Origin of the sequence: uncultured Dialister sp. (assembly GCF_937959425.1) — a bacterium.
Classification (GTDB): Bacteria; Bacillota; Negativicutes; order Veillonellales; family Dialisteraceae; genus Dialister.
In genome coordinates this window covers 1-15,887 of record NZ_CALGPS010000156.1, presented here as the reverse complement: position 1 = coordinate 15,887, position 15,887 = coordinate 1, and the positions used below count along the sequence as shown (strand labels likewise).

The following is a 15,887-nucleotide window of genomic DNA, read 5'->3' as shown; positions in this document are numbered from 1 at the left end:
ACAGAAGACAGAAAAGCAATAAGGAAGAGCGATCGCAGGACTTTCCTCTCTCTGATGTGCGTATCCTGCATAGGATACGCAAGTCGGGAAAAGTTGGCCCTTAGTCTGCACATAAAAGGGCTTTCCTTTTGATTTCCCGACCGTCCAAGATCTGAGCAGCACCCATGCGAATGGGAGGGCCAAGGCGCAGACGCCTGATTCATTGGTTGAACTTACCTGGCGGGGCAGCGTCGGCTTGATGGCTGTCTGGTTTTATTCTTGAACTTTCAGTCCATGCAAGGAGCAGGGTGACGCGAATAGCGGGCTATTTAAGGAACCCTGGGACGCAGCAGGGGCTGAAAGTTCTTATAAAACCGGACTCTGCCATTAAGCCGATGCTGCCCCGATACTCCCCTGATAGGCTTTTCTGTTTTTTGCGTGGCTTCCATTGACATATTCTGCAGGAGTTTTATTTTTCCATCTGCCATTGTATTGGCAAGTCCGATTTGATTAATTCCTTTTTCGGTGATAAAATGAAACAATCTTTTTAGCTTTCATCATGACCGCATAAAGGAGGAGCCTATGAGAATAGACCGTATTGATGTTATCCGTGTACTGAACCCATTCAAGCATCCTTTCCAGACCAGCTTTACCAAATTTGAGAACAGGGATGCTCTTCTGGTAAAGGTGTATTCGGAAGGTTTGGTTGGATGGGGTGAATGTAAGGCTTTTTACGGCCCCTTTTATAACCCTGAGGATAATGGTACTGTATTTCATATCCTGAAAGATTTCATCATTCCGGGCATCCTCCATCAGGAAGTAGAAAGCCCGGCTGCCTTTATGGAAAAGTTTGCGTACATTAAAGGAAACAGGCTGGCCAAGGCGGCTGTGGAAAATGCACTCTGGGAGCTCATGGTTCAGCAAACCGGCAAGTCTTTGAAGACACTGCTGGGCGGGACCCAGAAGGAAATCAAGGTGGGCGTTTCTTTGGGTATTGAAAAAGATATTAATGTCCTTTTCAAAGAAATCGAACATTATCTGGAGCAGGGGTATCATCGCACAAAGATTAAAATTCATCCTGGCCGTGATATTGAAGTGGTAAAGGCAATCAGGAAGGAGTTTGGCGACATCCCTCTTACGGTAGATGCCAATTCTGCTTATACCTTGAAGGATATCGATCTGTTCCGTGCCATGGATGAATACCACCTCCAGTATATTGAGCAGCCTTTAGGTGAGGAAGATATTGTGGACCATGCAGCGCTGCAGAAAGCTATTGAGACGCCGGTGTGTCTTGATGAAAGTATCGTATCCTATGAGGCGGCAGAGGCAGCTATCCGGCTGGGAAGCTGCAAGGTGATTAATATCAAGTCCAGCCGCTGCGGCGGGGTGTACGAAGGAAAGCGGATCCATGATCTCTGTGTGGCTCATGGCATTCCGGTATGGTGCGGCGGTATGACGGAACTGGGTATAGGCCGGGCGCAGAATGTGTCCTTTGCCAGTCTCCCCGGCTTCACGGAACTGGCTCACGATGTGGCGGCGGCTGACCGGTATTTTGAAGAGGATATTACCAGTCCCATGGTGGATATTACGGATCGCTGCACCATTGTGGTGCCGGATGAGGAAAACGGTATCCGTTATGATGTGGATGAAAAGCAGATTGATAAGATGGAAGCGGGACACTGGATTTTCAAATAGAACAGAGTAGTGAAAAATCCTGAAGACTAACCATAGAAGGCAGTCTTCGGGATTTTTTTATTTTTTCATGTGCTGTTTAGGTTCAAAGAGGATTTCGATAATGCGGCTGGGCCGTCCTGTTTTGTCCTTGAACTGACGACCCACGTCCTGGGCCAGGTGATGATCCATGAGTTTACAAAGAATGCGGTTCATGGTTCTGGGGGTGACACCGATAATGTCTGCCAGCTCGGAGGCGGTAAACCGCTGACGTCCGGTATCCCGGCAGGCCTGGTACAGATTGGAAATAATGCGTACGCTGACCTTTGATTTTTTTGAAAGGTAAAGGAACTGCTCATCAATGGGTCGTTCTTTCTTTTCCTGTATATCCTGGTCATTGGATGACATGGGGATAGGGGAAAAAAGGGCTTTGCCTATGAGGAATGCTCTGTTGCCGCCGGACCTTGAGGCATGCTCTACAGCGCGGAAGGCGTGGTAGCAGGCTTCCGCCGGATTCAAACCATAGCCTATGCCGATTGACAGGGTAAAGGCGGTAGTTTCAGCAATATTTCGGAGCAGGGGCAGACGCTGGAAATGGTTGGTACTGTTTTCTATATCCTTGGCAGTTGTGAAAAGAAGATAATTGGCCGGCGGCTGCTCGATGCAGGCGGCATTGATATGATGGGCGGTTCGGTAGATTTCTTTTGTAACAGCCATTTTTTCTACGGAAAGCCGGTATGCGTTGTTGTCCGGCAGGTTATCATCGGGGCTGTCGATATGAATGGAGATGACTGCTGTCTGGCTGTTCTGTGTGAGGTGGAGTTCATGGGACAGGACAAGCCGCTGGATTCCGTTGCGGATATCGTCAAAAGAAGGCTGAAGGATATAAACGGGGATGCCTTTGGCATGAAGAAGTTCTCTCACTTTGTAAAACATGGTGATGCAGAAGCTGACTTTTCCCTGATGATAGAGCTTTTCCATACGATTGGCTGCCTGGATGAGAAGGCCTTCGCTGTAGGCGGGCAGGTGGATGATTTCCAGAGATGTTTCTTCCGGTGAAAATCCGATTTCATGGAAAGCCTGGAGGAAAAATTTTTCATTATTGAGGTCGGTGGCAATGTGCATGGGGAACCCGGCAACCTCTGCCCGGAAAAGGAGACGGAGAAGGGCGGAGGCGGAACGGGGGATGGTGAGCCATTCAGAGGCGTGGGGGATTGCCTTTTCCGCATACCGCCGGGCAGTATCACCTAGAAAGAGGAAGCTGTCCACCCGATTCTGCTTTCCTGACAGGTTGTCTGGAATATCCATAATGGAGTCATAGGGGAAAGGAATGGATTCCATTTCAGGAAATTCTTTCCTGAGAAAGGACATGATTTCGTTAACGATTTCTCTTGGAACAACGATACCGATTCGCATAAGGTCTCCTTTGGGACAGAATAAAGGTCTATTAAGGACAGCGCCTTTTCCTTATGATAAGCGTAAATGGGAGGAAAGTAAAGCCTTCATCTTTTAGGGGATTTTGAGGGCAGGTAGGATGCCGGATAGGTTTTCATGATTCATGCAGATAGAGTCAGGAAAACCGTGATGGTACCTTCATTTCCGGGCCGAAACTTGGGGCAGTTATGCCGGAAGACGGCCAGTGTGTAAGTTTTATGGGAGTAGAGCAGGAGGTATGTTATGAGCTGGCTCAAAAAGCTGCAAAGCGAGAACAAGTATGTGGTGTTTTTCTTTCTGTATATAGGGTTCTGTATATCCTATATCGACCGGTCTGCCATCGGGCTGTCACTGCCGTCCATTTCCAAGGAGTTTAATCTGGCTCCTACGGAAATGGGTGTGGTTATCAGTGCCTTTTTTATCGGGTATTCCATTATGCAGATTCCCGGAGGCTGGCTCTCTGATCATTTCGGAAGCAAGACAGTGATTCTCATTGCCATGACTCTGTGGTCTATTTTTACTTTTACCACGGGTCATGCATCCACGCTGGCAGGCCTCCTTTTTCTGCGGTTCGTTTTCGGCCTCTGTGAAGGTCCCTATGCCGGTTCCTGCTATCGCGCCATTGCGGAGTATTTTCCAAGGGAACTTCGCCCGGCCTTCACTACCGGCATTCTTTCTTCAAACTACATCGGTTCTGCTCTGGCACCGGTCATCATCGTTCCGCTGATCCTCTGGTTCGGATGGAGGGGCATGTTCCAGATTTTAGGGGTTATCGGTCTGGCTTACGTTTTCTTCTATGCTATTTTCGTTAAACAGACAAAGCCGAAGGAAGAAAAAACGGCGGATAAAGGAAATAAGACTAAATACTTCCTCCATTTGATGAAATATTCCATGATTTGGAAACTGGTTCTCTGTGCATTCTGCATTTCCTGCATTAATAAGGGTCTGGATGCCTGGATGCCTACGTACCTGATTGCGGAAAGAGGAATCAATCTGAAGGCGGTAGGGTATCTGACTCCGATTCCATTCATGGCTTCTTTCCTTTCCACTGCGGTCTGCGGCTGGGTAATGAACAAATATTTTGATAAAAAAGAGCATTACATGATCGTTATCTGCGCTGCGCTGACAGCTATTTTCCTCTATTTCATGTATAACGCAGAAACTATCATGTGGGTTGTCATTTTCCAGTGCGGCGTGTATTTCTTTAAGGCCTGCATTCTGGGAACAGCAGTGGCCATTGTTTTGAAAATCGTTACAGGCAGTATTGCCGGTTCTGCTTCTACCCTGATTAATATGGGTGGACAGATTGCCGGTTTCATTTCCCCAGTTATCATGGGCTACCTGGTGTATGCATTCAACGGTTCTTTCAATGCTGTATTCTATTATCTTATGGGTGTGGCAGCACTCTGTGCAGTGAGCGCATTCCTCATTCCAAAGAGAACGGAAGATATGCTTGACGTAGGGGAAGATGAATAATGAGAGGACACAGGCGTTGCGGCCTGTGTCTTCTGTATATGCAGGTTCATACAGGAGGTACAAAATGAAAATTTCTAAAGTAGTTATCCGCAGAATGAGTCTTGATTTCAAAGTGCCGTTCCGCACCAGTTTCGGACTGAATACGAGAAAGGATTTCTCCATTGTGGAGCTCCATGACAGCGATGGCAATGTGGGATATGGCGCATGCTCCGCATTCTGGCGGCCCTGGTACAATGAGGAAACCACAGAAGGGGCTCTTTTTGTAATCAAAGAATTCCTGGTGCCGGCACTTTTTGATGCCGGTGATTTCAAGGATCCGGAGTGGTTCTTTGACCATACTTCCTGGATTCGCAGAAACCGCATGGCCCGGGCTTCGGTGGACTGCGCTCTTTGGGAGCTCTATTCCAAGGAACTTGGAATTCCTGAGTATCAGGCTCTGGGCGGAGTGAAAAACGAAATCGAAGCAGGTGTATCTCTTGGTATTGAAGATACACCGGACAAGCTGCTGAAAACCATTGAAAAATACATGAATCAGGGATACCGGCGGGTAAAGTGCAAAATCAAACCGGGCTATGATATCCAGTATATGCGGGCAGTGAGAAAAGAATTCGGCGACATCATGCTCATGTTAGATGCCAATTCCGCCTATACGCTGCATGATATCGACCTCTTCAGGGAAATGGATGAACTGGGTCTCCTTATGATTGAACAGCCTCTGGCTTCTGATGATATTGTGGATCACCGTCATCTGCAGGCTGCCATCAAAACGCCGATTTGTCTCGATGAAAGCATTGACAGCGTGGATGATGCCAGAAGGGCCATCGAACTGGGAAGCTGCAAAATCATTAATATCAAAGTGGCCAGAGTGGGCGGACTTACAGAAGCCAGAAGGATTCAGAAATTTGCAGGAGAAAAAGGGGTCTACTCCTGGTGCGGCGGCATGGTAGATGACGGCGTGGCCAGAGGTCACAATATGGCTGTGGCAACCCTTCCTTACTATCGCTACCCCAATGATATTCCCGGAAGCGACCGTTATTATGCTGATGATATCGTTACTCCTTCTACCTACATCGATTCCCATGCGAAAATCCAGCTTCCTGATCTTCCGGGCACAGGATTTGAACTGAACAGGGATGTGGTGGAAAAGCATACCATTGAAAAGTGGGAATTTACAAAATGATGGATAAGGAAACAGTTTTCAACGCAATCAATGAAATGGAGCCGGCCATGCTGGAGACCTGGCAGAAACTGGTGGACAGGGACTGCGGCCCCGATAATAAGGCCGGTGTAGATGCGGTAGGAAGGGATGTGCAGCATTTTCTGGAGTCTCTGGGGTTTCATGTCCGTTTCCACACTTATGAAAAAGCAGGCAATATGCTGGTGGCAGAATATGGGGATATGACAAAGCCCTTTGTCATACTAACCGGTCATATGGATACGGTTTTTGCCAGGGGAACCGCAGAGGAACGGCCATTCCGCATAAACGGAAACAAAGTAACCGGTCCCGGGGTTCTTGATATGAAGGGCGGCCTTACCATTCTTCTTCACGTGGTGAAATTCCTGGTGAAGCAGGGGTATGACCGGTATCCCATCAAAATTATCCTGGCAGGAGACGAAGAAACGGGCCATAAAAATTCAGGCGCCGGGAAGGACTACCTGGAAGAGGCCAAAGGAGCTCTCATGGGCTTCAATCTGGAAACCGGATTTCCTGACAATGGCATTGTGATAGAAAGAAAAGGGGTGGCCCAGTACCGTTTCGATATAGACGGTATCGGCGCCCATGCCGGCAACAATCCGAAAGACGGCAGGAGTGCTGTGATGGAATTATGCCATAAGGCACTGGACATGGAAAGCCTTACGGATTATGAAGAAGGCACTACAGTGAATGTGGGCGTGATTTCCGGCGGCACTGTGGCTAATGCTATACCGGAGCATGCATCCTGCAGGGTGGATGTGAGATATTCCAAAGAAGAGGGCATTGAGAGGGTAGAGAAGGCGTTCAGGGAAATTGCAGAGAAAACCTATGTACAGGGGACAAAGACCCATGTGGAGTGCCTGGTAAAAGTGTCCTCCATGGAAAGACTTCCTGCTTCAGAAGATTTGTTCCATAGGGCAGAAGAAATTGCTAAGAAATGGAACCTGCCACACATGAAAGCCATTGCCGTAGGGGGAGGCAGTGATTCCGCCTATCTGACCGGAGCCGGCATTCCTACCCTCTGCGCCCTTGGAGTGAAAGGGGAATTCAATCATACCGTCCGTGAATGGGCAGATAAAAAATCTTTGACAGAGAGAGCCAAGCTGCTGGCCGCCCTGCTTTTACAGTTGTAACAGGAGGAATTGAATGGATACAAGAGATAAGGCATATCAGTGGATTGATGAACATAAGGATGAAATGATTTCCCTGTGGAAGGAAATGGTAACCATTGATTCCGGTATCGGCGTCAGGGATGGTGGAATGGCCATGGGAAATCTCTGTGCCGGCATTCTTGAGAAGCTGGGATTTTCCATCCGCCGGGTATCCTATGAAAAATGCGGGGACACCATTATCGGTGAACGTGGAGACATGACCAAGCCCTTTACTATCCTTATGGGACATATGGATACCGTATTTTTTAAAGGAGAACCGGAGAAAAGACCTTTTACTATCAAAGATGGAAAAGCCTACGGTCCCGGCGTGCTGGACATGAAGGGAGGAGTTACCATCCTTCTTTCCACCCTGATGGCACTTCATGAAGCGGGATTTGAAGATTTCCCCTGCAAAGTTATTCTGGATGCGGACGAAGAACCGGCGCATGTATTTTCCAATGCGCCGGAAGTGATTCAAAAAGAGGCAGAAGGGGCCAAGTGTGCGTTCAATTTTGAAACCGGTTTCATGGATCACAGCCTGGTGGTACAGCGTAAGGGCTGCTGGCGTTTCTTCATCGAGACTTTCGGCCGCGGCTGTCATGTGGGTAATGATCCGGAAAATGGAAGAAGTGCTATTCTGGAAATGGCCCATAAAATTATTGAAATTGAAAAGCTCACAGACTACTCCAAGCAGTATAACGTTAATGTGGGAACCATCGAGGGCGGCACCGTAGCCAATGCGGCACCGGCTTACTGCAAAGTGGAATGTGATTTCCGCTATACCCATCCGGAGGATCTGCCGGTACTTCGCAAGAAAGTGGACGAAGTATGCAGCCGCCAGTATGTGCCGGATACGACCACAAAAGTGTCAGACAGCGTAGGCTTTGCCACCATGACAAGGCTTCCTGGAAATCTGGATCTTTTGAAAATTGCCCAGGAAGTGGCAGAGGAAAGCGGCTTTCCGAAACCGGAAGCAAGACTCTGCGGCGGCGGTTCTGATGCGGCTTATACCACTGCCATGGGTGTTCCTACCCTCTGCGCTGTAGGTGTAGAAGGAGCCAGGAACCACACGGTGGAAGAATGGGCTGATGTAGACAGCCTTTTCCGCCGCGCAAAGCAGATGGCAGGCATTCTGCTGAAGGTGAATGGAGATAAATAATCGATGAAGTATTAAAATGGCGTTCCTAGGAATGCCATTTTTTTCTGAATTCCGTCTGTTGTAAGGATTCTTATCAAATGGAAAATGAATAACAAAAGTACTGCTTCGCCCCTCGTCATCTCGACCGCAGCGGAGTGGAGAAGTTTCAGAGTATCCATGGTGCCCAAATACACCGGCTCTCATAGCGTCATGCAGCTCCGCTGGAGATGACGATAGGGGCGGGGAGCATAGTACCATTTCAAAATGAAAAAAGCCCTTGACATTTCCTGCCGCCGGTGCTACAGTATTCACAACAAAACGATGAAGAAAAGAGTAGGCGGCCTGATGACGGCAAAGCGAGTCCGGAGAGTGGAAGCGGATACGGATAGGGGGCTGAAGTGCATTTCTGAGTTTGGCAGGTTGAAACAGTAGTAGGCCTTCCCGGGAGCTCCCGATACAGAGTCAGGGTTTGTTAGAACCTTTTAAGGTATACCTGGTGACAGGCATATGAAATTGGGTGGAAACACGAAGCGCAGCTCTCGTCCCTTATGGGACGGGAGCTTTTTGATTTCTATGAAGAAAGGATGAAAAGGAATGGGCAGACTGATTGCAAAGAAACTGAATGAACTGGAATGGGGTCTGGCAGGATGCCTCCTGTTCCTGGGCATCTCTTCTCCTGCATTCCATCAGTTTTATAAAAGGTAAGGTTACAGGCTGACAGGGATCGGAAAGACTTCGCCTTGGGAAAGGCAGAACGGGAACAGGTGCCCGATTCGCAGAAGTTTCATGACTCTGAGCAGGGAAATAGGAGCGGGACTTTACGGCCCGTATCCGCCATGCGCCGGGGCGCTGCCCCGGCAGCATGTTTTAAAAATTTATGATGTACAGGCGATGAGGAAGGAGAGTACCTTTTCCGAAGGAAAGCGAGTCCGGATGGTGAGAGCGGACAGGGATGGGAAGGGGAAGTGCATTTCTGAGCTGATGGGCTGAATTGAGTAGGCCATACCGGGAGACGCCCGTTACAGCGCAGGGGTACAGGAAAGGATATTTCCGGGACGTACCTTTAAGGTCATGAAGGCGACTTCATGATGAATTTGGGTGGAAACACGAGGCTTCTCGTCCCTTTTGGGGGCGGGGGCTTTTTTATTTGTCATGAGGAGGATGAAATGAGTACGGAAGAGGCTGCAGCCGGTGTGCTGAAGGATACGAAGGAAAGGAATGTGATATGTATGAAGAAGAAAGAATGGATACTTCTTTCTTTGCCGGTGATTTCTATTTTGGTAACAGGGGCTGTGGATTTGCTGGTGAAGCGGAGTTTGTCCCAGATGAAGATGCCCCATCCCTATCTGCTTTATTTTCTGGGCATCTGCCTTGCGGTGTATGTGGCTTTTGCTGCAGCGTCTCTTTTTTCTGTAGAGACGCGAAAAAAGGTGGTATACATGGCTCCTTTCTATGCCATGCTTTCCCAGCTTTTAAACGGGCTGAACTTGGCTACGGCAAAGTTTGCTCTGCTTCCGGTGATTTATTTCCCGGCGCCGGACAGAATTCTGCAGGTGTTTGTGAAGGATTTCAATCTTCTTCTTTCCTGCATTGCCTATTCTTACTCTCTTCTGGCCATCAGCTGGATACTGGGTGTGTCTGTGGGCATTGCCACGGGGGCCTGGCTTGGCTTTTCGAAGCGGGCCGACTACTGGCTGTGGCCTTTCATCAAGGCCCTGGGACCTATCCCGCCGGTGGCCTGGATTCCGCTGGCTCTGGTGATTTTCCCCACCATGTACAGCGGCAGCGTATTTCTTATATTCCTTTCCATCTGGTTCCCTACGGCGTCGCTGACGCTCTCGGGCATCCGGAATGTGAATAAGTCCTATTTCGAGGTGGCGGAGACTCTGGGGGCCAGCCACTGGGATCAGGTGTTCCGGGTGGCCATCCCGGCCGCCATGCCTGACATTTTCATGGGCGTATTCACCGGCACCTGCATGAGTTTCGTGGTGCTGGTGACGGCGGAAATGATGGGCGCCAAGTACGGACTTGGCTGGTATGTGAACTGGCAGAAGGAAATGATGGCTTATTCCAATGTGTACGCGGGACTGATTCTTATCGCCGGAAGCTTCTGCCTTTTCATGGAGCTTATGTTCAAGCTGAGAAACCGGGTGCTTTCATGGCAGAAAGGAGTTATTAAATGGTAGAAGAGGGGCATATTCTCATCGACGGGGTGTCCAAGAGTTTCGACGACGCCAATACCGCCGGCGGCAGGCAGGTCATCCTGTCGGGCATAACGCTCGATATAGAGCCGGGGTCCTTCACCTCTTTCATCGGGCCTTCGGGCTGCGGGAAATCCACGCTGCTGCGCATTATTTCCGGATTTCTTTTCCCCGATGCCGGGAGGGTGGTGGTGGACGGCAGGAAAGTAGAGGGGCCGGGGGTGGACCGGGGCTTCATGTTCCAGGACCATGTGCTTTTCCCCTGGCTTTCTATCCATGACAACATCGCCTTCGGGCTGAAGGTGCAGGGCACCTATGAGAAGCGGAAGGACGATGTGGCGCGCATCATCCGCCAGGTGGGCCTTCAGGGCTATGAGGACCATTTCCCCTACCAGGTGTCCGGCGGCATGCAGCAGAGGGCGTCTCTGGCAAGGGCCCTCATCGGCCACCCGAAAATCCTTCTTCTGGACGAACCGCTGGGGGCGCTGGATGCTTTTACCCGCATGACCATGCAGGAGGAAATCCGGAAGGTGTGGGAGAAGAGCCACACCACCATGATCATGGTAACCCATGATATCGAAGAGGCGGTGTACATGGCCCAGAAGGTGGTGGTCCTTTCATCGCACCCGGGAAAGGTGATCAAGGAAATCCCCATCGAGCTTTCGCGGCCGGTGGACAGGGAGTCGCCGGAGTTCACGGCGTACAAGACGGAAATCCTGAAGGCCCTTCACTACGGGGAAGACGGCCTGCCGGAAGAAGTGGTTTCATGAAAGGAGACGAAGCATGGAAAATCGATTTCTGCCAAGCTATACCATAGGCCCTGATGCCTATGATGAAATCCCGGCGGTGTGCAGGAAATTCGGAAAGACAGCAGTGATTATCGGAGGAAATCAATCAAGGGCGGCAGCGGAGCCCCTTATCCGCCTGGCGGTGAAAGGGGAAATAGAAATCACCGGCAGCTTCCTTTACGGCGACGATGCTACCTTTGAAAACGGGGACAGGCTCACGGAAATCCCGGAGGTGAAGGCGGCGGATATGATATTTGCCGTAGGCGGGGGAAGGGCCTGCGACACCGCCAAGTATGCGGCGGAAAAGCTGGACAAGCCCATTTTTACTTTTCCAACGCTGGCTTCCAACTGCGCCTCTATCACGGCGGTGTGTATCATGTACTATCCGGACCATACCTACCGGGCCAACTGGTACAGAAGCCGGCCGCCCTTTCATACCTTCATCAACACCGACGTGGTGCTCCATTCGCCCAGGGACTACTTCTGGGCCGGCATAGGGGACGCCCTGTCCAAGGAGTATGAAGTGCTTTTCAACGCCAGAGGAGACAAACTGGACTATTTCCAGAGTATCGGCGCAAGGCTGGCAGGAAACTGCTCCGACGGTCTTCTGGAAAAAGGAGAAGAAGCGCTTTTGGACTTCGATAAGGGCATGGACAGCGAAGCCTTCCGCTTCGTGGTGCAGAATATCATCATTTCCACAGGCCTTATTTCCAACTGCGTGCCGGTGATCTACAATTCCAGCCTGGCCCACGCCATTTACAACAGCCACGGACAGGTACCCCACAGGGGAAATCATCTCCACGGGGCGGTGGTGTGCTACGGCACCCTGGTGCTCCTCACCCTGGACGGGCAGAAAGAAGAAAGGGACAGGATGCTGGCTTTCACAAAGAAAACGAACCTGCCCCACAGCCTGGCAGATATCGGCGTAGACCGGAAGGACGCAGAGGCACTCTCCGGATATGCCCTGGAAAAACCGGACATCCGCCACGTGCCCTATGAAATCAGGAAAGAAGCCATCTTGAAAGCCATGGATGAATTGGAGGGACTCAAATGAATGCGAAACAGAAAATCAACGCAGCCATAGCGGCCCTGGGCCTCCTGGCCGCCTCCAGCGCAGGCCTTGCCTACGAAGTCTACGCCGCCGGCCAGCAGCCGGCATACCACATGACCTACGAAGAAGCGGTAAAAGCTACGGAGAAGGACTGCTGTAAGTAGTGGACACGCCCTGCGGGCGTGAGGGTTCAGAAGGTGCAAAGGGTGCAAAGGGTTCAGAGGGTGGTGGTAGGCTGTATTCCCGAAGGGGCCTGCCGCTGCGCGGCAGAGGGGCATATGGCATCCATCGGGCCTGACGGCCCTCGGTGCCAAGGGTTGTATAGAAGGGTTGCATCGCTTCGCTCAGGGGAAAGGCCTCGGTGGGCGCCCTTTAAAAAGAAGGGGCGCCATTATGATAAAACCTTTACAACCGGGCTTCGCCCGGGGAAAACAGGCAAACCGCCCTGCGGGCGATGGAAATGCACCCCCTTTGGTGGCTGGCGCCACCACCTTCCCCCCTAAAGGGGGCACTATGGGTGCTCAGCAATGTGCTACATGACTCAGCAGAAAAGTATTGAGAGGCCTATTCTCCCCCCTGAATAGGGGGGAGTCCCGCGAAGCGGGATAGGGGGTAGCCGCGTTAGCGGCTAATCACCGCAATGCTGCTCTTGCTGATGAATCTAAAAGCATCAAGCAGATTCGGGCTGACAGCTGATAGCCGACAGCTGAAAGCTATCCACGCTGTGTCCTGCAGTTCCATATTTCCCGCATATTTTATTTTTAAAGGAGTTATGGCGGTATGAAACTGCCTCTCACATATAAGAAAGGGGAAGATGATCATGATTTCTAAGAAGGTAAAGGCAGCAGCTGCTGCACTGGCACTGGTTTCCGTATTTGGCCTGGCAGGCTGCGGGGAGAGCGCAAAGCCTGCTGCTTCCGGCGCTGCCAAGGTGGACAATGTGAAGGTGAAGGTGGGGTATTCGCCGTCCCTCTGCCAAGCGCCGATTTTTGTGGCCTATGAAAAGGGCTATTTCAAAGATGCGGGCCTGGATCCGGAGCTGGTGAAGGTGGACGGCGCTACGGCCAATGAATCCCTGGGCTCCGGCAAGGTGGATATGGAAATCACCCTGGTGAGCAAGACCATCCATCCCCTGCAGAACGGCCTTCCTGTGAAGGGCACCACCGGCGTCCACTTCGGCTGCGTGAGAGCCATTACCCGTCCGGATTCCGGCATCAAAGATGTGAAGGACCTGAAGGGGAAGCGCATCGGCGTAGCGGGCCTGGCTGATACGGGCACCGTCATCATCCAGCGGGCCTTGAAGCATGAAGGTATCGGTGTAACGCCGGACAATATGGAAGTGGAATTTGTGGTGGTGGACAGGAACTCCCTGCCCCAGGCTCTTTCTTCCGGGCAGGTGGATGCCATCGTCATGACGGACCCCGTAGGCTATATCGCCCAGAAGGAATACGGCTATGTGCCGGTGCTGGATACAGCCACCTCCAAGGGCTGGAAGGATGAATACTGCTGCGACCTGGTGGTAACGAACCAGTTCATTGAAAAGAACCAGGCTGCTGCCAAAGCCCTCACCCAGGCTATCCAGAAGGGATCCCTCTATATCAAGCAGCATCCGGAAGATGCGGCTAAAATGCTCATTGAAAAGAAATATGTGAACGGCGATGAGAAGGAATACGCTGAACTTCTGAAATCATATAATTACACTCCATCTGTCCAGGGAGGCTACGATGCCATCAAGGCCGCGGCCAAAGACCTGTCGGACCTGGGCCTTGTGAACCAGCTTGACGCCAAGGAATTTGCAGATAATGCCTACTATTTCTTTGACGGCTACCAGGATGTAAAGAGCCTGTAATGGATAGGGGATAGATGGTAGACGATAGAAAGTAGACGATAGTTCTTGCGTCCCCTTTAGGGGAAGAGGGCCACGAAGTGGCGAAGGGGTGCTGAAGGGTAAGAACCGAAAAGAGACTCTATGGCAAAGCAAGGCGCCGGTTGGTGGCGGGCAGCCATTGACTCCCACCAGCCACCGGCTCACTAGTCCACTAGCTCACTGTCCCACACCTGCTGTCATTTCGACCTCAGCGGGGCGGAGTGGAGAAATCTCCTTTCATAATGGGCACAAGTCCCATGGTGGAGGGAGATCTCTCGACTCAGAGCCAAAATAGGACAGAAGCACCTGCTCCATACCGGCATGCAGCTTCGCTCGAGATGACAGAACGGCGGGCAGCCATTGACCCAACTAGTCACTAGCCACTAGCCACTAGCCACTAGCCACTAGCTACTAGCCACCAGCTCATTAGTCCACTATCCCACTATCTCCCTATTTCCCTATTTCCCAAACAGGCCTTACATAAATACACCGTATGGACATACAATCATTGCCATACGAAGAGGAGGAACATGATGAATAAACATTGGAAATCATTAGCAGCAGCACTGGCATTGGTCAGCGTACTGGGGGTGGCCGGATGCGGCGGCACCCAGAGCGCAGGAAGCAGCGCCAAGAGCGCATCCGCTGCCGCTGCTGACGGTAAGACAAATATGAGGGTGGCCTACTCCCCGTCCCTCTGCGAAGCTTCTACGGTAGTAGCCTATGAAAAAGGCTTCTTCAAGGAAGAGGGAATCAACCCTGAAATGATTAATATCCAGGGTGCCAGTGAAACGGAAGCCCTGGGGACCGATAAGGTAGACGGCATGCAGACCCTGGTTTCTAAAATCATCCAGCCTATCCAGAACGGCCTTCCGGTGAAGCTCACCGCCGGCCTCCACACAGGCTGCGTCCGCATCGTTACCCGTCCCGACACCGGCATTAAGGATGTGAAAGGTCTGAAGGGCAAGAAAATCGGCGTATCCGGCCTGGCTGACACCGCCACTGTCATTGCCCAGCGCGCTCTCCACACCGACGGCATCGGCGTGACACCGGATAACATGGAAGTGGAATTTGTGGTGGTAGAAAGAAACTCCCTGCCCCAAGCACTGAAATCCGGCCAGGTGGACGCCATCGCCATGACCGACCCGGTGGGCGCCATCGCCATGAAGGAATACGGCTTCACCTCTGTTCTTGATACCGCTAAATCTCCGGAATTCAAGGATGAATACTGCTGCTCCGCCATCCTCACTGCGAAATTCGTACAGGAACATCCGGACCTGGCCAAAGGCTACACCAGAGCCGTCATGAAGGGTGCGCTCTATGTATCCAAACATCCGGATGAAGTGGCCCAGATGCTCCACGACAAGAACTACGTCTCCGGCGACGTGGCCCTTAATGCGGAACTCCTGAAATCCTACAACTACGTTCCCTCCGTACAGGGCGGCTATGACGCCATCGAAAGAGCAGCCACCCAGCTGGAAGAAATCGGCATCGTCCATGACGTCAATGCCAAAGCACTGGCGGACGGCGCCTTCCAGCGCTTCGACGGACTGGAAGATACACCAAGTCTGTAAGAAATAGAATTGAATCATTGATTTGCCCCTGAAAATGAAAAAGCGCACGGCATAGGCTGTGCGCTTTTTCATTTGGGGCCGGGGTCGGTGGGGCTGGTGGCTGGTGGCTGGTAGGACTGCTATCGGCTGTCGGCTATCAGCTATCGGCCTTGGTGGGCGCCCCTTAAATAATGTAGGGCGCCAGTTTGTATAAAACCGATTTAGTGGGCTAGTGAGCTGGTGTGCTAGTGAGCTAGGGAAGCGCTGATTAATTCATAGAGTTTGCTTTTATAAGAATTTTTATGCACTGCTTCGTCATGGAACTCCTTAAATAGCTCGCTATTCGCGTCGTCCCATTCCTTGCATTGCATAAAAATTCAAGA

The 15,887-nt window shown here is 51.2% G+C and carries 13 protein-coding genes; 11 read left to right on the top strand and 2 right to left on the bottom strand.

The features are described from left to right. Positions 1 to 308 precede the first annotated feature (308 nt). Entirely contained in the window at positions 309 to 521 is a 213-nt protein-coding gene (locus tag Q0482_RS06475) for a hypothetical protein (RefSeq protein ID WP_299144832.1), read from the bottom strand. 40 nt (positions 522 to 561) lie between these two features. Between Q0482_RS06475 and menC (Q0482_RS06470) the strand changes: the two genes are divergently transcribed. Then, positions 562 to 1,674, top strand: a complete 1,113-nt coding sequence (menC, locus tag Q0482_RS06470; RefSeq protein ID WP_299144830.1) for an o-succinylbenzoate synthase — start codon at positions 562 to 564, stop codon at positions 1,672 to 1,674. Positions 1,675 to 1,731: 57 nt separating this feature from the next. Here the strand turns inward: menC (Q0482_RS06470) and Q0482_RS06465 are convergent, their stop codons facing one another. Then, positions 1,732 to 3,066, bottom strand: coding sequence for a hypothetical protein (locus tag Q0482_RS06465; protein ID WP_299144829.1), 1,335 nt, complete (start codon positions 3,064 to 3,066; stop codon positions 1,732 to 1,734). 261 nt (positions 3,067 to 3,327) lie between these two features. On the opposite strand from Q0482_RS06465, the gene Q0482_RS06460 reads away from it, so the two are divergent. The 10 genes from Q0482_RS06460 to Q0482_RS06415 all read left to right on the top strand — a co-directional run bounded on the left by Q0482_RS06460 (position 3,328) and on the right by Q0482_RS06415 (position 15,525). Continuing rightward, the gene (locus Q0482_RS06460) at positions 3,328 to 4,560 is read left to right on the top strand and encodes an MFS transporter (RefSeq protein ID WP_299144827.1); all 1,233 of its coding nucleotides are present in this window, start codon (positions 3,328 to 3,330) and stop codon (positions 4,558 to 4,560) included. Between the two features lie 64 nt (positions 4,561 to 4,624). Next, positions 4,625 to 5,740 (top strand): o-succinylbenzoate synthase, encoded by a 1,116-nt coding sequence (gene menC, locus Q0482_RS06455; RefSeq protein WP_299144826.1) that lies wholly within the window; start codon positions 4,625 to 4,627, stop codon positions 5,738 to 5,740. Beyond that, positions 5,737 to 6,888 (top strand): M20 family metallopeptidase, encoded by a 1,152-nt coding sequence (locus tag Q0482_RS06450; RefSeq protein WP_299144824.1) that lies wholly within the window; start codon positions 5,737 to 5,739, stop codon positions 6,886 to 6,888. Before menC (Q0482_RS06455) ends, Q0482_RS06450 begins: the two co-directional genes overlap by 4 nt. A 13-nt stretch (positions 6,889 to 6,901) precedes the next feature. Further along, positions 6,902 to 8,065: a M20 family metallopeptidase gene (locus Q0482_RS06445; RefSeq protein WP_299144822.1), complete on the top strand. Its 1,164-nt coding sequence runs from the start codon at positions 6,902 to 6,904 to the stop codon at positions 8,063 to 8,065. 1,145 nt (positions 8,066 to 9,210) lie between these two features. Next, positions 9,211 to 10,230 carry an ABC transporter permease subunit gene (locus tag Q0482_RS06440; RefSeq protein ID WP_299144820.1) on the top strand — a complete coding sequence of 340 codons (1,020 nt, stop codon included), beginning with the start codon at positions 9,211 to 9,213 and terminating at the stop codon, positions 10,228 to 10,230. After that, positions 10,224 to 11,015: an ABC transporter ATP-binding protein gene (locus tag Q0482_RS06435; protein ID WP_299144818.1), complete on the top strand. Its 792-nt coding sequence runs from the start codon at positions 10,224 to 10,226 to the stop codon at positions 11,013 to 11,015. Before Q0482_RS06440 ends, Q0482_RS06435 begins: the two co-directional genes overlap by 7 nt. Positions 11,016 to 11,028: 13 nt before the next feature. Next, positions 11,029 to 12,087 (top strand): iron-containing alcohol dehydrogenase family protein, encoded by a 1,059-nt coding sequence (locus Q0482_RS06430; RefSeq protein WP_299144816.1) that lies wholly within the window; start codon positions 11,029 to 11,031, stop codon positions 12,085 to 12,087. Further along, the gene (locus tag Q0482_RS06425; RefSeq protein WP_299144814.1) at positions 12,084 to 12,248 is read left to right on the top strand and encodes a hypothetical protein; all 165 of its coding nucleotides are present in this window, start codon (positions 12,084 to 12,086) and stop codon (positions 12,246 to 12,248) included. Before Q0482_RS06430 ends, Q0482_RS06425 begins: the two co-directional genes overlap by 4 nt. A gap of 656 nt (positions 12,249 to 12,904) precedes the next feature. After that, the gene (locus tag Q0482_RS06420; RefSeq protein ID WP_299144812.1) at positions 12,905 to 13,933 is read left to right on the top strand and encodes an ABC transporter substrate-binding protein; all 1,029 of its coding nucleotides are present in this window, start codon (positions 12,905 to 12,907) and stop codon (positions 13,931 to 13,933) included. Positions 13,934 to 14,481: 548 nt separating this feature from the next. After that, the gene (locus Q0482_RS06415; protein ID WP_299144810.1) at positions 14,482 to 15,525 is read left to right on the top strand and encodes an ABC transporter substrate-binding protein; all 1,044 of its coding nucleotides are present in this window, start codon (positions 14,482 to 14,484) and stop codon (positions 15,523 to 15,525) included. Positions 15,526 to 15,887: the final 362 nt, after the last annotated feature.